The sequence below is a fragment of the Labrenzia sp. THAF35 genome (assembly GCF_009363595.1).
Lineage (GTDB): Bacteria > Pseudomonadota > Alphaproteobacteria > Rhizobiales > Stappiaceae > Roseibium > Roseibium algicola.
This window is the reverse complement of the sequence record NZ_CP045380.1, coordinates 1,849,135-1,869,852: the sequence shown is the minus strand read 5'-3', so window position 1 is coordinate 1,869,852 and position 20,718 is coordinate 1,849,135. Positions and strand designations below refer to the sequence as shown.

The following is a 20,718-nucleotide window of genomic DNA, read 5'->3' as shown; positions in this document are numbered from 1 at the left end:
AATACAGGGGTGGCCATGCTGAATGGCAACAAACGGCTGAACGCTCTACTCGGGCTGGGGATCGGCGCCTTTCTGATCGTACCCTGGTACAGGGTCGAACGCGGCTTCTTTTCCTTTGAGTGGCCATCGGACTTTCCGTTCTCATCCGATCTCGCGCCCGGTCTTCTGCAGATCTTCGCAGAAGGTCGCGTGTGGCTTGTACTGGCACTGGCTCTCTTCCTGATCGGCGGCAGCGCGCGCTTCATGGCGGACGCCAACAAGCGCGGCCGATTGCTCGTCGTCACCGGTACCATCGGCATTCTGTACATGGCACTTCAGGGCCTTGCGATCAGCTTCACCGGCTGGGCCTGGACCTTTCCCGAAACCGCCTTCGGAGCCTTGCCGCTTGGCCAGCCCGCCATGGGGGCAGGTGCCATCCTCACCTCGCTGATCTTCGTCCTTTTCATCGCCTTCGGTCTTGCCGAGCGGGGCTTCATGAAGGGCGATGCCTTTGTCGTCGGATCGATCTCCATCCTGATCTTCCTGGTGACGGTATTCATCTTCTATCCCATTGGCTCGATGTTCGCCGGCTCGGTGCAGGATTTCGACGGCTCCTTCAAGCCGGACGGCTTCATCCGCAACATGCAGGATCCTGCGATCTGGAGCCTTGACTGTGTCATCGGCGGCAATCGCTGCGGCGTCGCATGGCGCACGCTGTTCCTTGCGGTGATGACCGGCCTCGGCTCGACCATCCTCGGTCTCGCCTTCGCACTGGTTGCCACACGCACGCGCTTTCCCTTCAAGAAGGGCCTGCGGCTTCTGACCGTCCTGCCGATCATCACCCCGCCCTTCGTGATCGGCCTGGCACTCACCTTGTTGTTCGGCCGCTCCGGCGTCGTTACCGAAGCGCTCGACACGCTGTTCGGCATCGAACCAAGCCGTTGGCTCTACGGGCTGACGGGCATCTGGATTGCGCAGGTCCTGTCCTTCACGCCAATTTCCTTCCTCGTCCTGATCGGTGTTGTCGAAGGTGTCAGCCCATCGATGGAAGAAGCCTCGCAAACGCTGCGGGCCGACCGCTGGCGCACTTTCTGGCGCGTCTCGTTGCCGTTGATGAAACCCGGCCTTGCCAACGCTTTTCTGATCGGCTTCATCGAAAGCATGGCCGATTTCGGCAATCCGCTGGTGCTTGGCGGCAGCCATGGCGTGCTCTCGACCGAAATCTTCTTTGCCGTCGTCGGCTCGCAGGTCGACCCGTCCCGCGCCGCCGTACTCGCGATCATCCTGCTCAGCTTCACACTGACCGCCTTCCTTGCGCAGCGTCTGTGGCTGTCGGGCAAGAACTTCGCAACCGTCACCGGCAAGGGCGACAGCGGTGCCCACGCAGGCCTGCCGAAGAGCCTCTCCGTCACCGTCTATGGCATCGTTCTTCCCTGGATGGGCTTCACCATCGTCGTCTATGGCATGATCCTGTTCGGCGGCTTCGTGAAGACCTGGGGTCTCGACAATTCCCTGACGCTGGAACACTACGCCAGGGCGTTCTCGGTCACCTTCCAGGACGGTGCTCTCGTGTGGACCGGCGTTGCCTGGAACTCCTTCTGGACGACCATGGAAATCGCGCTGATCTCCGCCCCCCTGACGGCGGCAGTCGGCCTGCTGACGGCCTATATCATCGTGCGGCAGAAATTCGCCGGCAAGAACGCCTTCGAATTTGCCCTCATGATGAGCTTCGCCATTCCCGGCACCGTCATTGGCATCAGCTACATCATGGCCTTCAACCTGCCGCCCATCGAGATGACCGGCTCGGCCCTGATCCTGGTTGCCTGCTTCGTCTTCCGGAACATGCCCGTTGGCGTGCGCGGCGGCATTGCCGCCATGAGCCAGCTCGACAAAAGCCTGGACGAAGCTTCGCTGACGCTTCGGGCCAACAGCGCCCGGACCCTGCGCAAAGTGATCCTGCCGCTGTTGCGGCCGGCCATCACCGCTGCGCTGGTCTATTCCTTCGTCCGGGCAATCACATCCATCAGTGCGGTCATCTTCCTGGTCAGCGCGGAATACAACATGGCGACCTCCTACATCGTCGGCCTCGTCGAAAACGGCGAATACGGCATCGCCATCGCCTATTCCTCCATGCTGATCTTCGTGATGATCACGGTCATTGCGGGCTTCCAGCTGCTGGTCGGCGAACGCCGCCTGCGCCGGGAAAACCGCGTCTCCGGCATGGCCAAATCCAATAAAATCCGTATCGCGCAGGAGAAAACTGCATGACTGACCTCAAACCCGGCTCCGTCGTTTTTGAAAACGTCCGCAAGGACTTCGGCACCTTCACCGCCATTCCGGACCTGTCGATCACCATCGAACCCGGCACTCTGGTGACCCTGCTCGGCCCCTCCGGCTGCGGCAAGACGACCACCTTGCGCATGCTGGCAGGTCTCGAACACCCGAGCGCGGGCAGGATCCTGATCGGCGGACGGGACGTCACCATGGTTCCGGCACATGAACGCGACGTCTCCATGGTGTTCCAGTCCTATGCGCTCTTCCCGCACATGAACGCGCTCGACAATGTTGCCTACGGCCTGGAATCCTCCGGATACAAAAAACGCGAAGCGCGCGAGCGGGCGGAAGAAGGCCTTGCCCAGGTCGGTCTTGGCGGCATGGGTCACCGCCTGCCGGCAGAGCTTTCCGGTGGTCAGCAGCAGCGCGTCGCGGTCGCTCGTGCTCTGGTGCTGAACCCACAGGTGCTTCTGCTGGACGAACCCCTGTCCAACCTTGATGCCCGGCTGCGCCGGCGCGTCAGGACGGAAATCCGCGAGTTGCAGCAGCGGCTCGGTTTCACCGCCGTCTACGTCACCCACGACCAGGACGAAGCACTTGCGGTGTCCGACAGGATCGTGGTCATGAAAGACGGCAAGATCGCCCAGGAGGGCGCTCCGCGCGAACTCTACGAAGAACCCGTTTCAGAGTTCATCGCAGACTTCATGGGCGAGGCGAATGTCGTCACCTGCGAAGTCGTCGGGCGTGAAGGCGACGAAACACTGATCGATGTCGGTGGCCTGCAGCACCGACTGCGCGCCCGCCAGACCGCCAATGGCAAGGCCAAGCTGGCGGTACGGCCCGGCTCGGTCGTGCTGAACCCGGAAGGTGCTTCCGGACTTGGCGGAGAGATCCTGACCGCGGCCTATCTCGGCGATCACGTCGAATACGAGATCGAGACCCAGGTCGGAAACTTCTTCGTCATCGATCATTCGGTCGAAAGGTCGTTTGCCCCCCACACAGCCGTTTCCCTCGGCTTCCGCAACCGCGGGCTCGCCCTGATCGAGGCATGAGATGACACTGGTTACTGAAGACATGTCCCCATCGACCGATGCGCTGACAGCAAGGTTCGCCGCAGCTCGGGAAATCGCCGAGGAAGCCGGTTCCCTGGCACTCGACTATTTTCGACGGCGCAAGGACCTCACCATAGAGATCAAGGGCGGCCTGCAGGATGTCGTTTCGATCGCCGACAAGAACGTTGAAACCCTCATCCGCGACAGGCTGCACACCTCGTTTCCCGAAGATGGCATCCTGGGTGAGGAACACGGGATCGAACAGGGCAGCAGCGGGTTCACCTGGGTGGTTGACCCGATCGACGGCACCTCCGCCTTCGTTCACGGTCTGCCGAGCTGGTGTGTTTCGATCGCCCTTCTCAACGGTACGGATCTGGTCATGGGTGTTATCCGCGTGCCTTGCGACGACGAGAGCTTCGCAGCCGTCAAGGGCGGCGGCGCAACACTTAACGGCGAACCCCTCCGGCTTGATTCATCCAGGACCCTGCAAAACAGCCTGACCGGGATCGGCGCCAACCACGCCGTGCCAGCGGAAATGATCGGCGCGCTTATCGCCGGTCTGATGGCGCGTGGCGGCAACTACATCCGCACCGGTTCGGGCGCGCAGATGCTGGCCTCCGTGGCCGCAGGCAGGCTCGCCGGTTTCTACGAACCGTCCATGCATGCCTGGGATTGCCTTGCCGGCTATTGCCTGGTCGCCGAAGCCGGCGGCAGCTACCGCCCCTTCCCGGTGGCGGGGGATGCCATCCTGGACGGTGGTCCGGTTCTCGCGGCCGGTCCGGGAACATTTGACGATCTGTCGGCTCTGGCAACGGAGTGCGAGCGTTTCCTGAAAAGCTGACGTTTCAGGGAAATCCTGCAAACATCTCCAAAGGCGTGTCTCGGAAGAGGTACGCCTTCTTTTCATTCAGGACCTTTTGAACGACCTCAAAACATCACGCGCAGCAATTTTCCGGTCGATTTTTCAAACTCGAGCCATTCCGGGCGAACCTCTGTCAGAACATCGATTTCCGCCCAACCACAGCCTGAAAGCGGAACGCAGACGGCCCGGCGCCCGGGGCTGTCCGTTTGCTCGTCCGCATTCAGCAGCAAGAACTTCAGGCCGAGTGCATTAGTCGCCGCAGCCGTCTTGTCCGCAGAAAGGTACAGCGGCGCAGCGGGGTTTGCCGCTATCATGTAATCAGGCTTCGCCTCTACTTCCGGCGGCCCGAAGCCGACAAGATAGCGAGTGGCGTTTTCGAAGATACGGACATCCTTGCGTTCCAGATCCTCTGAAATACGCTCGATGGCGTTGAGCGCGGCCCAATCGCAATTGCCGCCACACTCTTCTCCACTGGCGCGGGCAAACTCCGGCACATCCCGGTTTATTGCCGCCAGCAGTTCTGCAGACGTCCGAGGCAGACCAAAGGCAGCAAGATGCTGTGCGGCGTCTTCACGTGTCTGGTTTGCACCTATTGCGGAAAAGCTCTCCAGAATGGCCATCCGCTGCAGCAATTCAGAAGAAATCCGACCGTCATGAAGAAAACTCCCGGCGGTGTTTCCCTCTGCATCAAAGACCAGGACCCGATCGACAGCCAGAACGATGTTGCCACCTTTCGGAAAAGGCAGACGGTCGCCGTTTGCCAAGATCAAACGTCTTTGACCGCCGTCCTCTGACAGCTTCATCTGGAGACCGCCGAACTCGACCGCACCCGTGACGGGAGAAGGCAACGTGTCCGCAGCGCCGCCGCCCGCGAGAAGGCAGGGGCCCACAACGGCCAGAAGTCCCATAGTTCTTGCGAAGATACCTATCGCCTGTCCCTCTCTCATATTCGTATGCGCTCGCCGGCAGCGGCAAAGGTCGCACCAACAAGAGGGTCGATCAAGCCGGTTACCCTGCCATATCTGACTGCCGTCGATACTGCTCGCGGAACGCGCCCGGTGTCAGGCCGGAAAGGCGTGAAAACAGGCGAACGAAGGATGGCGGGTCGTTGTAGCCGACGGCAAAGCAGATATCCGAGACGGGCCGATCCGTTTCGATCAGGAGATCCCTCGCACGTTCAATGCGAAGCTCCTGGAGATACTGTTTCGGGGCAAGTCCCGTTGCCAGCTTGAAGCGCCTTTGAAAGGTTCGCGCCGGCAGCCCGCTGGTGCGCACCATATCGGCAACGCTCACGTCGTCACCCGACCGGGTTTCCAGGAAATGCTGCACTTTCAGGATGGAAGCATCGCCGTGCCGAAGTTCAGGCAGGAAGCGCCTGAACCGGCGCTGGTCGCGGCGGCGAAAGTCGACAATGAAATGCCGCGCCGTGGCAACGGCCACCGGGTACCCCAGAAACCGCTCGATGAGCGCCAGCGCAAGATCGACCCAGGCCATGAGGCCTCCGGCCGTGATCAGATCGGAATATTCGATCAGCAGCCTGTCCGTATCGAGCCTGAGGTCCGGATAGGTTGCTGACAAACGCTGTTCCAGTCCCCAATGGGTCGTAACCTTGCGCCCCTCCGCCAGACCGGCCGCCGCAACGAATGTCAGCCCGGTACAAGCCGAACAGACAACAGCGCCGCGACCGTGCAAATGCTGGAGAAAACCAGGAAGAGCCGGAACATCTTCCAGACGGACAGTCCCTGCCGAGGGCGGCAGGACTACCGCGTCATATCGGTCCACTGCCGCAGAAAAATCCTCCAACAGATCCAGTTTCACCTCGGTATCGCTGATCCGCGCCGCATGGCCCAGAATATCCTGGAGCCCGTAGACAGCGGATTTCAGGGATCCCGGATAAGCGAGAATGGCGATCGACAGCGATTGGCCCATTTGGCTGGTTTAGCACATTCTTTGTCATTTGCGCCAATCGCCCCGAAAGATGCTCGAAGCTAAGTTTCTCCAAAGCACAAACACATGGAGACCCCTATGCTCGGCACTCTCGATAAATCTGCATCCCGTCTTGCACGAGGCAACCTGACCGTCACGGCCCTGTCGGACGGCTATCTCGACATTCCCGCAGCCTATTTTTCCAACGTGACACAGACCGAACAGGACGCCGTCAGCCCGAGCACACGCTTTGGCGCCAATACCTGGTTGATTGAGACCGGCAACCGCAAGATCCTGGTCGACGCCGGTTCGGGCGAATATCTGAAGGAACGATTTCCAACCAGTGGCACGCTGACCTGGCAAGCTCCGGAAAAGACCGAAGAGCGCGCAGCGGTGACCGATATCGTCATTACCCACATGCATGCCGACCATATCGGCGGACTGTCGCTGAACGGCAGCAGTCTCTTCCCGAATGCAGAGATCCATGTTCAGGCCGCCGAGTGGGACTTCTGGACCGACGAAGCCCTGCTGACCTCAGTACCGGAAGACAAACGGCCGCTGGTGGGTCTCATTCAGGCGCTTGCGAAACCGGTCGGCAATCAGCTGCGGCTTCATCGTGGCGACGCCGACATCGGCGATGGCATCACCCTGCTTTCAGCGCCCGGCCACACCCCTGGTCATCAGGCCTTGCACCTTTCTTCAGGCAACAAGGAAGCCATTCTGCTCGCGGATGTCGTGGTGTCCGATGTGCTGCAATTTGCCAATCCGGATGTCCGCTATGCGCTCGACAGTGACCCGGATCTGGCCGTTAAAACAAGAAGGGCTCTGTTCGACAGGCTGTCGGCAGACAGGATCCCCTTCGCCGCGACGCACCTGTCTACCGACAGGTTCGGATGTCTGGAAACACGCGACAACGGGTTCGCTTTTGTGGAGATTTGAACACAAGGCGACTTTTCAACCACGCCAAGTCCTTTCGTGGTTGCGCAGGCTTTTGCCCCGCGGTCTCCTCAAAAAACAAGTCCCGGCTCGAGGCCGGGACTTGGCTTTGCGGGAGGCAGGGTGTGCGAACGGCTTAACCGATGTTGACCCAGCCATCCTTTTCGGCCGACGCGAAGATAGCGTCGAGGATCTTCATGTTCTGGACGGCATCTTCCGCGCCATAAGGAAGTGGCGCTTCACCGGTGATCGCCCGGCCAAACACGTCCGCCAGTTCGGCATATTGATCGCAAGGCGCGATGATATCCGACTGCATCGCTGCATCGCCGAGCAGCGAACCGTCGTCAAGCCGGATCTGAACAGCTTCGCCCTGCGGCGCGTTGAACGGAATGACGATTTCCAGCCGCTTCTTCGTACCGACCAGATGAATGCGCTGATAAGGCGTCAGCTGGGTCGAGACGGTGAAGTTGAGGTGCCGGTTATTGCCGAAGTCGAGCAGGGCACTGGTCATGCGGTCGGTGCCGAATGCGGGATCCCGGTCGATCAGCGAAACGACCCGCTGCGGTTCGGCATCGAAGAAATACCGACCGGCCAGCATCGTGTAGCAACCGATGTCGAGCAGCGCACCCCCGCCGATATCCGCCTTGTTGCGGATGTTGCCCGGGTCATCGTTGTAGTAGCTGAAGAAGGTCTGGATCGCTTTCAGCTCCCCCAGATCGCCGGACCGCACGATCTCGCGCGCCTTGATCCACTGCGGGTGGGCCCGAACCATGAAGCCTTCGGCAACCAGCTTGTCCTTCGGCAGGTCCAGAAGCTGCTTTGCCTCGTCGGCATTCAGCGCGACCGGCTTTTCGCAAAGCACGTGCTTGCCCGCATTCACCGCCTGGATCGTCACGGGCACATGCATGTGGTTGGGCAGCGGATTGTAGATCGCGTCGATCTCCGGATCTGCGAGCAGCTCCTCGTATGATCCATAGGCCTTCTCGATGCCGAGACCCTTCGCAGCTTCCTTTGCCCGGTCGAGATCTCGCGAAGCAATCGCATAGGCGGTGCCGGTCTTCGACCGCTGGATGCCCGGAATGACCTTATCAAGACCGATTTTCGCGGTCGAAACGATCCCCCACCTGATAGTCTTTTCCGTCATGCCGGCATCCTTCCCATGATTTTGAGGTACGCACGCCAGATGACATAAAACGATTTAACTCCGCAAGGGCAGAAAGGCCGGAGAAAGGCCTGCTCGCTGGTGAAAAGCTGATTTGAAACCGGCCTCATCGGTTGGACGCGGGCAGCATTCACACCAACCGCGCCCCCCCGGACAAGCGTAGCGGTGATCCGGGGAGACATCGAAGGTCTTTCGCCGCGATTTCACATAGCAGCGCCGCGCCCGTGAAGGGAGCACTGTCGCGGCTCAGAATTTCTCCGGCACGTAGAGATGTTCCGGCAGGACCTTGCGCTCATAGTCGGAATTGTAGACCCGTTCCGGCAGCTTGATCGGGTCGTGCGGGATATCTTCGTAAGGGATCATCGACAGGAGGTGACTGATGCAGTTGAGGCGCGCCTGCTTCTTGTCGTTGCCTTCCACGATGAACCAGGGTGCTTCGGGAATATTGGTCCGCTCGAAGGTTTCTTCCTTGGCCTTGGTGTAATCCTCCCAGCGCACGCGGGATTCCAGGTCCATCGGCGACAGTTTCCACTGCTTCAGCGGATCGTGGATGCGCATCAGGAAGCGCAGCTGCTGTTCTTCATCCGTGATGGAGAACCAGTATTTGATCAGCCGCACGCCGGAGCGCACGATCATGCGCTCGAATTCCGGCACATCGTGGAAGAACTCCTCCACCTGGCTATCACTGGCAAAGCCCATGACGCGCTCGACGCCGGAGCGGTTGTACCAGGAGCGGTCGAACAGCACCATTTCGCCGGCGGCCGGCAGATGCGGCACGTAGCGCTGGAAGTACCACTGGGTCTTTTCACGGTCGGTTGGTGCCGGCAGCGCCACCACACGGGCGACACGCGGATTGAGCCTTTGCGCGATGCGCTTGATGACCCCGCCCTTGCCGGCAGCGTCGCGCCCCTCGAAGATGATCACGATCTTCTCACCGGTATGCTGCACCCAGTCCTGCAGCTTCACCAGTTCGGCCTGCAGACGCAGCAACTCGTGGAAATAGGTGTTCCGGTCGATGGTCGACTTGTGCTTCTTCGCGGAGATGAAGGCGAGATCCTTGGCGACGAGAAAATCGTCGATCTCCATTTCCAGCTCTTCGTCCAGGCTGTCTGCCCATTCCGCTTCAACCCAGGTTTTTGCACTTTCTTCGGTCATCAATCGGTTCCTTTGAAATACATCCCGGAGGTACACCCAGGTTCGTCAGCGCATTCAACCGGACGCAGAATGCCCAAGGACTGTGAACAGGTTATCCATGAAAGTTTTTTGACAGTCGCGCCTGTTCCCCTGTCATTCTTTCTAGCAGCAACGCTTTCGCACTCAAATTACCCTTGCAAATGAACGAACGTTCATTTATTTTTTGCAATAGGGAGAAACAAGATGGCAAGTGCAGCCGCAAGACCGCAAAGCCGATCCAGAACGGGAGCGAAAGGCCAGGAGACTGCCGCACGTGTGCGCAAGGCAGCCCTGAAACGCTTTGCCGCCAACGGTTATGCCGCTGTCTCCATGCGCGAAATCGCCGCCGATGTCGGCGTTCAGCCAGGCGCGCTCTACAACCATTTTCCGACCAAGCAGGACATCCTGAAGGACCTGATGCTCGCCCACATGGGCGAACTCCTTGCTGCCTGGGACGAAGCGGCTTTTCCGGCTGACATGGACCCGCTGGAGCGTTTTGTCCGCTTTCACATCCGCTATCACCTGGAACGGGCGGACGAGGTGTTCATTTCCTACATGGAACTGCGCAATCTCGAACCGGACAACTTCGACATCGTCGAAGCGGAGCGCCGTCGCTACGAGGGCATCCTGACGGGTATTCTGGAAACCGGCTCCGCTGAAGGCCGCTACAGCGTCCGCGAACCGAGGGTCGCCACCCGCGCGATCATTGCCATGCTGACTGGCATTCCGAGCTGGTACCGCCAAGGCGGTCGCCTGTCGAAACTGGATATCGAAGAGATTTACCTGGACCTGGCGCGCAAGGCCGTTGCGCCGGAGAACCGAGACATTCCGGCCCCTCAGGCGTGAAACCGGACGCGTGGGGAGCAAGCAACTGAACTCAATCGACCGTCCACAAGGTTGATCCAAGGGAGACCGGGTGACATGAGCATCCTGAAATCGAGCCTATCGCCGAGAAGCGAACAGTTTGCAGCAAACCGCGCCGCCCACGAAGCGGCCATGGACACCGTCAAGGCAGCAGCCCAGACAGCACTGGACGGTGGTGGCGAGACCGCCCGACAGCGTCATGTGTCCCGCGGCAAGATCCTGCCGCGCGAACGCGTCTCCCGCCTGCTCGATCCCGGCTCACCCTTCCTGGAAGTCGGCATGCTGGCCGCCCACGAGATGTACGAGGGCGCGGCTCCCGCCGCCGGTATGATCGCAGGCATCGGCCGGGTTGAAGGCCGCGAGGTGATGATCCTCGCCAATGACGCGACCGTCAAAGGCGGCACCTATTATCCGATGTCGGTCAAGAAACACCTGCGCGCTCAGGAAATTGCCTCGGAAAACAATCTGCCCTGTATCTATCTGGTCGACAGCGGCGGCGCCAACCTGCCCAACCAGGACGAGGTCTTCCCGGACCGCGACCACTTTGGCCGCATCTTCTTCAACCAGGCCAACATGTCGGCAAAAGGCATCGCCCAGATCGCGGTCGTCATGGGCTCCTGCACAGCGGGCGGCGCTTATGTGCCGGCCATGTCGGACGAGACCATCATCGTCAAGAACCAGGGCACCATCTTCCTGGCCGGCCCGCCTCTGGTGAAGGCCGCCACCGGCGAGGAAGTATCTGCGGAAGATCTCGGCGGCGGCGATGTTCACACGCGCCTGTCCGGCGTTGCCGATCATCTGGCCCGCGACGATGCCCACGCACTGGCGCTTGCCCGCCGCGCCATCGCCAGCCTCAACCGCACAAAGACGCCATCCGTCGCGCTGCAGGCCCCGGAAGACCCGCTCTACGATCCGGACGAAATCCTCGGTGTCGTTCCGGCCGATCTGAAAACGCCCTACGACATCCGCGAAGTGATCGCCCGCACCGTCGACGGATCACGCTTCGATGAATTCAAGGCCCGCTACGGCACCACACTGGTCTGCGGCTTCGCCCATATCCATGGCATGCCGGTCGGCATTATCGCCAACAACGGCGTTCTGTTTTCCGAAAGCGCGGTGAAAGGGGCCCACTTCGTCGAGCTCTGCTCCCAGCGCAAGGTTCCACTGGTGTTCCTGCAGAACATCACCGGCTTCATGGTCGGCCGCAAATATGAAAGCGGCGGCATTGCCAAGGACGGTGCCAAGCTGGTGACGGCGGTCGCCACCACCTCGGTCCCGAAGATCACCATGCTGGTGGGGGGCTCCTTCGGCGCCGGCAACTACGGCATGTGCGGCCGGGCCTATTCGCCGCGCTTCCTCTGGACCTGGCCCAATTCCCGCATTTCGGTCATGGGCGGCGAACAGGCCGCCGGCGTGCTTGCCACCGTCCGCCGCGACGGTATCGAGCGCAAGGGTGGCAGCTGGTCGGCGGATGAGGAAAAAACCTTCAAGCAACCGATCATCGATCAGTTCGAACAGCAGGGTCACCCGCTTTACGCGACTGCCCGGCTCTGGGACGATGGCATTGTCGACCCGCGCAAGACCCGGGACATTCTGGGCCTTTCCCTGTCGGCAGCCCTCAACGCCCCGATCGAAGACACGCGCTTCGGTCTCTTCAGGATGTGATCCGATGTCCATCGACGAGCTGAAAGAAAGATACCCCGGCGCCGAAACCTTCAAGTTCGGCGACAATGCGGACCTGTGTGCCCAGCTCATCGCCCTTGTGCGCGCCGGCAGGAAAACCGCCACATGCGGCGCCTTGCAGAGCTATGAGGACGGTGGTGAGGTCCTGCCCGTTCATGGACGGCGGGACATTGCACTGAACTGGGACGACACCCCCGCGCTGGTGATCGAAACACTGGAAGTGTCCGTCGTGCGCTTCTGCGATGTCGGGGAAGACTTCGCCCTGGCGGAAGGCGAGAATGATGACCTCGCCGGCTGGCGCAGGGACCATCAGGTCTTCTTTGAACGCAACGGCGGATTTGACCCGGAAATGGACCTTGTCTGCGAACGCTTCAAGGTTGTTGAAGATCTGCAGCCGGAGCTCAAGCCGTGAGCAGGATCGAGACACACATCGGCGACATCACCCGGCTCGACGTGGATGCCATCGTCAACGCGGCCAACTCATCGCTGCTCGGCGGCGGTGGTGTCGACGGGGCGATCCACCGTGCGGCAGGTCCGGAGCTCCTGGCCGAATGCAGGACGCTTAACGGCTGTGAAACAGGCAAGGCAAAGATCACCAGTGGCTACCGCCTGCCCGCCCGTCACGTCATCCACACGGTCGGCCCCGTCTGGAAAGGCGGCACGTCGGGCGAAGCGGACCTTCTTGCCTCCTGTTATGAAACCAGCCTGCGTCTTGCGGCAGAAACCGGCTGCAGAAGCATAGCTTTCCCGGCCATTTCCACCGGCATTTACGGCTATCCGGCCGGCAGCGCCGCGTCGGTCGCGGTGGAAACTGTCAAACGGTTTCTGGAGGACCTGCCGGAAATCGAAACCGTCACACTGGTTGCCTTCGACGAGGCAAGCCATGCCCATCTTCTGGCAGCACTCGGGAGGAAACCTCATGAAGGGTGAAGTCCGCTCGATGGTGGAATGCGGCCCGGATATCGAAGCGGCGTTCCGTGACCAGCATCCCGACATACAGCTGACGCAGCCCCTGACGGCCATCCTGGTTGCGCTCGACGAAGGCAATATCGACAAGGGCGACACCCTCTCCGTCGGCGGCCTGCGGGTGAACGTGCTGGCAACCGGACGAAGCGCGCTCCTTGCCGACGGGAGCCGGAACTCCATCACGGTGTTCAGCGAGCTGCCCATACAACATATGCCGGATCTTGCTCCGGACCGAACTGCCGATACCCCCGGCGCACTAGTCACTCCCTGGGAGGAGAACTGAGAAATGTTCAAGAAGATCCTCATTGCCAACCGCGGCGAGATTGCCTGCCGGGTGATGGCAACGGCCAAGAAGCTCGGCATCAAGACCGTTGCGGTCTATTCCGATGCGGACGCCAGGGCCAAGCACGTTGCCATGGCTGACGAGGCTTTCCGCATCGGACCGGCACCGGTCTCGGAAAGCTATCTGAAGGCTGACAAGATCATCGAAGCCTGCAAGCTGAGTGGCGCCGAAGCCGTACATCCGGGCTACGGCTTCCTATCGGAAAATCCGGATTTCGTCGACGCCCTCGACAGGGCCGGCATAGCCTTCATCGGCCCGAGCGCCTCGTCCATCCGCGCCATGGGCCTGAAGGATGCCGCCAAGGCGCTGATGGAAAAGGCCGGCGTGCCGGTGGTGCCCGGATATCACGGCAAAAACCAGGACGCGGACTTCCTGAAGGAGCAGGCCGACCGGATCGGCTATCCGGTGCTGATCAAGGCGCGTGCCGGCGGTGGTGGCAAAGGCATGCGCCGGGTCGATGACCCGAAGGATTTTGCAGACGCCCTGAAAGGCGCGCAGCGCGAAGGCGAAGCCAGTTTTGGCGATGGCCGCGTGCTGATCGAGAAATACCTGACCAAGCCACGCCATATCGAGATTCAGGTTTTCGGCGACAGCCACGGCAATGCCGTGCATCTGTTCGAGCGCGACTGCTCGCTGCAACGCCGCCACCAGAAGGTGATCGAGGAAGCCCCTGCCCCCGGCATGCCGGAGGAAATGCGCCGCGCCATGGGGGAAGCCGCCGTGACCGCGGCCAAGGCCATCGACTATTCCGGCGCCGGCACTATCGAGTTCATCGCCGACGTTTCCGAAGGCCTCAGGCCCGACCGGTTCTATTTCATGGAAATGAATACCCGGCTGCAGGTCGAGCACCCGGTTACCGAGCTCATCACCGGCGAAGACCTGGTCGAGTGGCAGCTTCGCGTGGCCTCCGGCGAAACCTTGCCAAAGCGCCAGGAAGATCTTTCCTTCAACGGCTGGGCCTTCGAAGCCCGGCTGTATGCGGAAGATGCGCCGAAGGGCTTCCTGCCCGCCATCGGCACGCTGGAGCATCTGGCCCTTCCGGAAGACAGCGCCCGGGTCGACAGCGGCGTGCGTTCCGGAGATGAAATCACCCCCTATTACGATCCGATGATCGCCAAGGTGATCGTCCACGGCCCGACCCGCCAGGCGGCACTCGGCAAGCTGCTGGCAAGCCTTGAGGCAACGGAAGTTGCCGGCTGCGTCACCAACGCCGGCTTTCTGGCGGCCCTGTGCCGCCATGAAGGTTTTGCCGCGGGCGATGTCGACACCGGCCTTATCGACCGGGATCTGACCCAGCTCATAGAAGAACCCTCCATTCCGGTGGACGCGATTGCCCTTGCCGCTCTCACGGCGCTCGGCCTGACCAGGCCGGCAAGTGGCAACGATCCGTTCGACACGCTGGCCGGATGGCGGATCTGGAGTGCATCGCGCCAGTACGCACTGCTTGAAATTGCAGGCGAGCGCCGGGATGTCGAGGTCCATGCCCTCGGCCATCAGCGGTTCGCGGTCCAGCTGGAGGAAGGCTCACGCAAATATGCTCTGGTGAAGGTGGAAGGCGGTGCGATCACCTACGACTGTGACGGCCACCGTGCCCGCGCGGTCGTGGTGGAGGACCGCAAGGGACTGACGGTCTTCCTCGGCGGCCATGCTTTCCCGGTTGCCTTGCCGGACACGCTCAGCGCAGACGAGGAAGCCGGCGGCGCGGGCGATCAGCTGATCGCACCGATGCCCGGCCTCGTGAAGGTTCTGAACGCCAAGGCAGGCGAAGCCGTGACGAAGGACCAGCCTCTTGTGATCCTGGAAGCCATGAAGATGGAACACACGCTGAAAGCCCCGCGGGACGGTGTCATTGGCGAGGTTCTTGTTGCCGAAGGCGAGCAGGTAACCGACGGCACCGTTCTTCTGGCGCTCGCGGAGGAAGCCGATGCTGCCGCATGACGCCACGAGTTATGACGACCTGTCCGGCAGGTTCCGATGGGAGATCCCAGACCGGTTCAACATCGGCGTTGCCATATGTGACGACTGGGCGGCACGCGAGCCGAACCGGGAGGCGCTGGTCTATACCGACGAGGACGGCAGCGCCACCAGCTACACCTATGGCGACCTTCGGCGGCTTTCCAATCAGCTTGCTAACCTGCTGACTGCCCGAGGCGTCCAGCCCGGAGACCGGATCGGCGTCCTGATGCCGCAAAGGCCCGAAACCGCCTTTGCCCATATTGCGGCCCTGAAACTCGGCGCGATCACCATTCCGCTTTTCACCCTGTTCGGTGAAGAAGCACTTGAGTATCGGCTGAAGGATTCCGGCGCAAAGGCGGTGATCACGGATGCAAGTGGCGCTGCCAAACTCGCGACCATCCGTGACCGGTTGCCGGAACTGACGACTGTCCTTTGTGCAGATGAAGACGTCCCGGGGGCAGAAAGCCTCCATCATCACATGGCCGGACACGAAGGCACATTCCACCCCTTCGACACAGGACCCGATGACCCGGCAATCATCATCTACACTTCCGGCACCACCGGACAGCCCAAGGGTGCCCTGCACGGCCACCGGGTGCTGCTCGGCCATCTGCCGGGCGTCGAGATGAGCCATGATCTTCTGGGCCAGCCGGGTGACAGGATCTGGACCCCGGCGGACTGGGCCTGGATCGGCGGCCTGCTCGACGTTCTGATGCCCGCGCTCTTCCTGGGTGTGCCCGTGGTAGCGTGCCGGTTCAGAAAGTTCACCGCGGAAGCAGCCTTCCAGCTGCTGCAGGACCAGAAGATCCGCAACACCTTCCTGCCGCCAACCGCGCTGAAGATGATGCGTCAGGTGGAAGCCCCGGAAAACCGCTGGCAATTCACCCTGCGGTCCGTTGCCTCCGGTGGCGAGACACTCGGCGCGGAGCTGATCGACTGGGGCCGCCGCACATTCGGCCTGACGATCAATGAATTCTACGGCCAGACCGAGTGCAACATGATCGTTTCCAGTTGCGCCAGACTGATGGAAGCGCGCCCCGGCATCATGGGCCGCCCGGTTCCGGGTCATGATGTCAGCGTCGTCAGCGACACGGGCGAGGAACTGCCTGCCGGATCACTCGGCAACATCGCCGTCAAACGTCCTGATCCTGTGATGTTCCTGAACTACTGGAACAACATGGAAGCGACGGAAAAGAAATTTGCGGGCGACTGGCTTTTGACCGGCGACACGGGCATCAAGGACGACACCGGGTGGATCCGCTTCGTCGGACGGGATGACGACGTCATCACGTCATCAGGATACCGCATCGGCCCGGGAGAGATCGAGGATTGCCTGATCAAGCACCCGGCGGTCGCCATGGCCGGTGTCGTCGGCAAACCCGACAGCCAGCGTACGGAGATCGTCAAGGCGTACATCGTCTTGAAAAGCGGCATTGATCCGACGGACAAACTTGCCGGGGAAATCGCCGACTTCGTCAAGACGCGCCTTGCAGCCCACGAGTATCCGCGCGAAGTCGCTTTTGTCGACGCCCTGCCCCTGACCACTACCGGCAAGGTCATCCGCCGTGAACTGCGCGCCCGTGCCGAGCAGGAAGAGTGATCGTGTCAAACACCGTTTAACGAATGCATCCGCGATTTGCCTGGTGCCGTCCCCGGACGAAGCGCAGCGAAGAACCGGCCTCACCTTTAGGCCTCACGAGAAGCTAGAGAAGAAAACATGTCTGAATTCGTCACCCTGTTTGAAATGGGCCCGCGCGACGGTCTGCAGAACGAGAAAACCTTTGTGCCGACGGCCCAGAAGATCGACCTCGTGGACCGGCTTTCTGCCTGCGGCTTCCGCAAGATCGAGGTGACCAGTTTCGTCAGTCCGAAATGGGTACCGCAGATGGCCGACGCCCAGGAGGTGATGGAAGGCATCTACCGGCATCCGTCCGTGACCTATGCGGTGCTGACACCCAATGTGAAGGGTTATACGGCCGCCAAGAAGGTGTCGGCGGATGAAGTCGCCATTTTCGGTTCGGCCTCGGAAGGCTTTTCCAGAAAGAACATCAATTGCTCGGTTGCCGAAAGCATCGAACGCTTCAAGCCGCTTCTGGAAAAGGCACATGAGGACGGCATCCCGGTTCGCGGCTATGTCTCTTGCGTAACCGACTGCCCCTACGACGGTGCAACACCACCGGAGAAGGTTGCGGAGGTCGCCAAAACGCTGTTCGATCTCGGCTGCTACGAGATTTCCCTCGGCGATACCATCGGCGCCGGAACGCCGGAGACCATCGGCCGGATGCTGGACGCCGTGCTGACCGCGATCCCTGCGGACAAGCTTGCCGGCCATTTTCATGACACAAAGGGCCGGGCGATCGAGAACATCGAGGTCAGCCTCGAAAAAGGCTTGCGCACCTTCGACAGTGCGGTCGGCGGTCTGGGCGGTTGCCCCTATGCACCGGGTGCCAAAGGCAATGTCGCAACCGAAGCCGTGCTAGACCTGATGACCCGCAAGGGCTTCGAGACCGGCATCGACCGGGCAAAGCTTGCTGAAATCGCCGACTTTGCCCGCACCCTCAGGAGTGTTGACGCATGAGCTTCGAGACAATCTCCCTTGCCGTTGACGACCGGGGCGTCGCAACGCTGACACTCAACCGCCCGGAAAAGCACAATTCGCTTTCCGCCACGATGATCTCCGAACTGACGGAAGTTGCCGCACAATTGGCAGAGGACGACACTGTCCGTGTCGTTGTCCTGACGGGTGCTGGCGCCAGCTTCTGCGCGGGTGGCGACCTTGGATGGATGCGCGAGCAGTTCGAAGCTGACCGCGAAACCCGCATGACTGAAGCGCGCAAGCTTGCCATGATGCTGCAGAGCCTCAACGAATTGCCGAAGCCACTGATAGGCCGCGTACAAGGCCAGGCCTTTGGCGGCGGCATCGGCATGATGAGCGTCTGCGACACCGTGATAGCCGTCGACAGCGCCAAATTCGGCCTGACGGAAGTACGTCTCGGCCTCATCCCGGCAACCATCAGCCCCTATGTGCTGGCCCGCATGGGAGAAGGCAAGGCACGCCGGGTATTCATGTCCGCCCGCCTGTTCGGCGCGGAAGAGGCTCGGGATCTAGATCTTGTGGCGAAGGTCGTGAGCGAAGCGGACCTCGATGCGGCGATCGAAAAGGAAATCAAACCGTATCTCTCCGCTGCCCCCGCTGCCGTAGCCGCCTCCAAGGCGCTGGCCCGCAGCCTTGGCCCGGAAATCACCGAAGAAATCATCGACGACACCATCCGCCGTCTCGCCGAGACCTGGGAAACCCCCGAAGCCCGGGAAGGCATCTCCGCATTCTTCGAAAAGCGAAAGGCGAACTGGGTCGGTTCATAGTTTGCAGCGGCTGATGCCAGCACCGGGTCTTCAGACAATCAAACTCCCCACTCCCTCATCCTGAGGAGCGCGCTGGCGCGCGTCTCGAAGGATGGGCCACACAGAACAAGCAGCCCATGCTTCGAGACGGACCTGGCAGTCCTCCTCAGCATGAGGATGAATTTGTGGTGAGCTTCAACAAAGCGCTGGAAACAGAAAAACCGCCCTCAATGGCCGGCGCTGCGCCTGGCGTGTTCGATAAGGGCCGCGATACGCGCCACTTCCTTCTGTTCCGACTGCGGCGGTTCCTGCGGCGGGCCGCCGTACATGCGCTCGCGCCGCTGGCGGATCTTCTTGCGCTGATATTCACTGATCCCGTCAGGAAGCTCCATACCGGCCCTGTCGATGTTGATCAGCACCCGCTGCAGGTCCGGCACAAGTTCGGAGGAAATGGTGAAGGTTGCTCCGTCCGGGCGCTTAAAGACCAGAGTCGTGGTGGTTTCAGCCCCATTCAGCAGAACCGCTGATCTCGGCCCAAGCGAGCCGATCGTCGACTGGAACCAGGCAGCCCAGCCGGAAGCGTGCCATAGGCGGATGTCGATCTTTTTCAGATCCTCATACATCACCCGGACGCGCCGGCCGAACTGGGTGAATTCGAAACCGTTGCTGAAGAAACGAACCCAGGATGTCTCCTGTCGCGCGGACACGGTGAACAGCACCGGTGCAATCGAGGCAGGCCCCAGGCAAAGCAGCGCCATCAGGGCTGCGCCTCCGCTCCAGTCTGCCATCCCGATGAATGCAATGGAAAAGAAAGCGGCACCAATCACAAACCCGATTATGTCGAGTACCAGAACCGGCGGATGACATACCGGCTTTACGGCACCGGACGGTACGTTCGGCCGCGGCAAGGCGGCATAGATCCCGGCGGCGGCGATAATGCAGAGCAGGCTGCTGAGCACCGACATGAAAAAATATCCGCCGACTATACCCAGCACGCAGAGGCCGAGAGGCAATATCCGGCGAAGTAATTCAAGTTTTGCTGTTTTGCCCACACCGCTCTCCATGCATTCAGACAGTGGAACCGATACGAACTAGGGGGAGACTTCTGATTCTTGCATTGAATCAACTGAAGCGTTTTAAATCAAGAATGCTGACAAACAATCCAGAAACAATGTAAGCGTTCGGCAAATGGTTCCCCCGAAATGCCCAGAAGAACCAAGAGGAACGATCAGCACTCGCCAGTCCGGCGAGCCTCACGATGCCTTGCGTTCTCGTTCCATGAAGCTGAACATGTTGCGCACCTTGCCGAATTTTGGCGTATCCAGCTCCAGGAACTGATGCATGAGCGTATCTATGTCCTGAGGCGTGAACGGCTTTTTCAGGAAACCGGATATCCCGACGAAGGCCGCGGACCGCTCCAGATAGCTCGTGTCGTTGGTGGACATCATGTAGATGCCGATCTTGCTCGACAGGTCCCGGATCGAACCGGCAAGCTCGATACCGTCGACATCCGGCATGTGAAAATCCGTCAGCACCATCCGGAACTTGCCCGATGCCAGTGTACGAAGTGCCGCCTGCGCGCTGTCGGCTTCCGAGATTTCGAAGTCGAACCGGCTGGCCTCCAGAACCTTGCGCGTCAGTTTGCGCATCGTACCGCTGTCGTCGACGATCAGGATCGGATAGGTCGTCGTCATCGTCATGTAAGTGGCGACGATCTCCGACACATCCTCCTGAGTGAAAGGCTTTTTCAGGAAATGATAGGCCCCCAGCTGCTGAAGCATGTTGGCATTGCGCTCATCAAGGCCGCTTGAAATCGCGACTGTCAGACAATCTGCAGACTTCGTCTCGCTCATCGCGGCGATTACGTCCGGACCATTCAGCCCCGGCATGTTGATGTCGATGAAGGCGATGTCGATCTGTTTCTTCTTCAAAACCTCGACAGCAGAACGACCGTTATCGACGTTATCAACCTCGATGTACCGCTTGGAACGATGAACGGCGATGCCGTTGTTGATGACTTCACGAGCGATGCCGCTGTCGTCAGCGACAAGAATGCGGATCATTTTATGCAGCAATTCTCATCACCTTGTGTGCGGCTCTCGCATCGTCACTTGAGGCCATGTCTAAATTAACAAGTACAATAAGGAAACAATTGTATATTTTCTGTTACTGAAGCTGGCCAGACATTTTACAACCTTTG

19 protein-coding genes are annotated in these 20,718 nt (G+C 60.6%); 13 read left to right on the top strand and 6 right to left on the bottom strand.

From position 1 onward, the window contains the following. The first annotated feature begins 15 nt into the window (after positions 1-15). The 3 genes from FIU93_RS08675 to FIU93_RS08665 are packed head-to-tail and all read left to right on the top strand — an operon-like array spanning position 16 to position 4,146. Positions 16-2,247, top strand: coding sequence for an iron ABC transporter permease (locus FIU93_RS08675; protein WP_152505373.1), 2,232 nt, complete (start codon positions 16-18; stop codon positions 2,245-2,247). Further along, on the top strand, positions 2,244-3,305 hold the full coding sequence (locus FIU93_RS08670; protein WP_152505372.1) for an ABC transporter ATP-binding protein: 1,062 nt from the start codon (positions 2,244-2,246) through the stop codon (positions 3,303-3,305). Before FIU93_RS08675 ends, FIU93_RS08670 begins: the two co-directional genes overlap by 4 nt. A gap of 1 nt (position 3,306) precedes the next feature. Beyond that, positions 3,307-4,146, top strand: coding sequence for an inositol monophosphatase family protein (locus tag FIU93_RS08665; RefSeq protein WP_152505371.1), 840 nt, complete (start codon positions 3,307-3,309; stop codon positions 4,144-4,146). Positions 4,147-4,232: 86 nt separating this feature from the next. On the opposite strand, the gene FIU93_RS08660 is transcribed toward FIU93_RS08665, so the two are convergent. Beyond that, positions 4,233-5,075: a hypothetical protein gene (locus tag FIU93_RS08660; protein ID WP_152505370.1), complete on the bottom strand. Its 843-nt coding sequence runs from the start codon at positions 5,073-5,075 to the stop codon at positions 4,233-4,235. A 100-nt stretch (positions 5,076-5,175) separates the two neighbouring features. After that, positions 5,176-6,096, bottom strand: coding sequence for a helix-turn-helix domain-containing protein (locus tag FIU93_RS08655; RefSeq protein ID WP_152505369.1), 921 nt, complete (start codon positions 6,094-6,096; stop codon positions 5,176-5,178). 96 nt (positions 6,097-6,192) lie between these two features. Here FIU93_RS08655 and FIU93_RS08650 point away from each other — a divergent pair, with 96 nt between their 5' ends. Further along, positions 6,193-7,032, top strand: a complete 840-nt coding sequence (locus tag FIU93_RS08650; RefSeq protein WP_209010316.1) for an MBL fold metallo-hydrolase — start codon at positions 6,193-6,195, stop codon at positions 7,030-7,032. A gap of 133 nt (positions 7,033-7,165) precedes the next feature. Here the strand turns inward: FIU93_RS08650 and FIU93_RS08645 are convergent, their stop codons facing one another. Then, positions 7,166-8,173 carry a Gfo/Idh/MocA family oxidoreductase gene (locus FIU93_RS08645; protein WP_152505367.1) on the bottom strand — a complete coding sequence of 336 codons (1,008 nt, stop codon included), beginning with the start codon at positions 8,171-8,173 and terminating at the stop codon, positions 7,166-7,168. 264 nt (positions 8,174-8,437) lie between these two features. Beyond that, positions 8,438-9,346: a polyphosphate kinase 2 gene (ppk2, locus tag FIU93_RS08640; protein ID WP_055659675.1), complete on the bottom strand. Its 909-nt coding sequence runs from the start codon at positions 9,344-9,346 to the stop codon at positions 8,438-8,440. A gap of 222 nt (positions 9,347-9,568) precedes the next feature. Here ppk2 and FIU93_RS08635 point away from each other — a divergent pair, with 222 nt between their 5' ends. The 9 genes from FIU93_RS08635 to FIU93_RS08595 all read left to right on the top strand — a co-directional run bounded on the left by FIU93_RS08635 (position 9,569) and on the right by FIU93_RS08595 (position 18,539). Further along, the gene (locus FIU93_RS08635) at positions 9,569-10,210 is read left to right on the top strand and encodes a TetR/AcrR family transcriptional regulator (RefSeq protein WP_152505366.1); all 642 of its coding nucleotides are present in this window, start codon (positions 9,569-9,571) and stop codon (positions 10,208-10,210) included. 75 nt (positions 10,211-10,285) lie between these two features. Continuing rightward, positions 10,286-11,893, top strand: a complete 1,608-nt coding sequence (locus FIU93_RS08630) for a carboxyl transferase domain-containing protein (RefSeq protein WP_152505365.1) — start codon at positions 10,286-10,288, stop codon at positions 11,891-11,893. 4 nt (positions 11,894-11,897) lie between these two features. After that, entirely contained in the window at positions 11,898-12,323 is a 426-nt protein-coding gene (locus FIU93_RS08625; protein ID WP_152505364.1) for an ASCH domain-containing protein, read from the top strand. Further along, positions 12,320-12,841, top strand: a complete 522-nt coding sequence (locus FIU93_RS08620) for an O-acetyl-ADP-ribose deacetylase (protein WP_152505363.1) — start codon at positions 12,320-12,322, stop codon at positions 12,839-12,841. Before FIU93_RS08625 ends, FIU93_RS08620 begins: the two co-directional genes overlap by 4 nt. Beyond that, a complete protein-coding gene (locus FIU93_RS08615; protein ID WP_152505362.1) occupies positions 12,831-13,160 on the top strand; it encodes a hypothetical protein in 330 nt (109 codons plus the stop codon). The genes FIU93_RS08620 and FIU93_RS08615 overlap by 11 nt, the downstream gene beginning before the upstream one ends. Before the next feature lie 3 nt (positions 13,161-13,163). Further along, on the top strand, positions 13,164-15,158 hold the full coding sequence (locus FIU93_RS08610; protein ID WP_152505361.1) for an acetyl/propionyl/methylcrotonyl-CoA carboxylase subunit alpha: 1,995 nt from the start codon (positions 13,164-13,166) through the stop codon (positions 15,156-15,158). Next, positions 15,145-16,776 (top strand): acyl-CoA synthetase, encoded by a 1,632-nt coding sequence (locus FIU93_RS08605; RefSeq protein ID WP_152505360.1) that lies wholly within the window; start codon positions 15,145-15,147, stop codon positions 16,774-16,776. The genes FIU93_RS08610 and FIU93_RS08605 overlap by 14 nt, the downstream gene beginning before the upstream one ends. A gap of 117 nt (positions 16,777-16,893) precedes the next feature. Continuing rightward, a complete protein-coding gene (locus tag FIU93_RS08600; RefSeq protein ID WP_023002910.1) occupies positions 16,894-17,754 on the top strand; it encodes a hydroxymethylglutaryl-CoA lyase in 861 nt (286 codons plus the stop codon). Continuing rightward, complete coding sequence (locus FIU93_RS08595; RefSeq protein WP_152505359.1) at positions 17,751-18,539, top strand: crotonase/enoyl-CoA hydratase family protein; 789 nt, start codon at positions 17,751-17,753, stop codon at positions 18,537-18,539. Before FIU93_RS08600 ends, FIU93_RS08595 begins: the two co-directional genes overlap by 4 nt. Before the next feature lie 206 nt (positions 18,540-18,745). Here FIU93_RS08595 and FIU93_RS08590 read toward each other — a convergent pair whose 3' ends face one another. Continuing rightward, the gene (locus tag FIU93_RS08590; RefSeq protein WP_152505358.1) at positions 18,746-19,483 is read right to left on the bottom strand and encodes a hypothetical protein; all 738 of its coding nucleotides are present in this window, start codon (positions 19,481-19,483) and stop codon (positions 18,746-18,748) included. Positions 19,484-19,771: 288 nt separating this feature from the next. Further along, positions 19,772-20,593 (bottom strand): response regulator, encoded by an 822-nt coding sequence (locus tag FIU93_RS08585; protein ID WP_208984613.1) that lies wholly within the window; start codon positions 20,591-20,593, stop codon positions 19,772-19,774. Positions 20,594-20,718 lie beyond the last annotated feature (125 nt).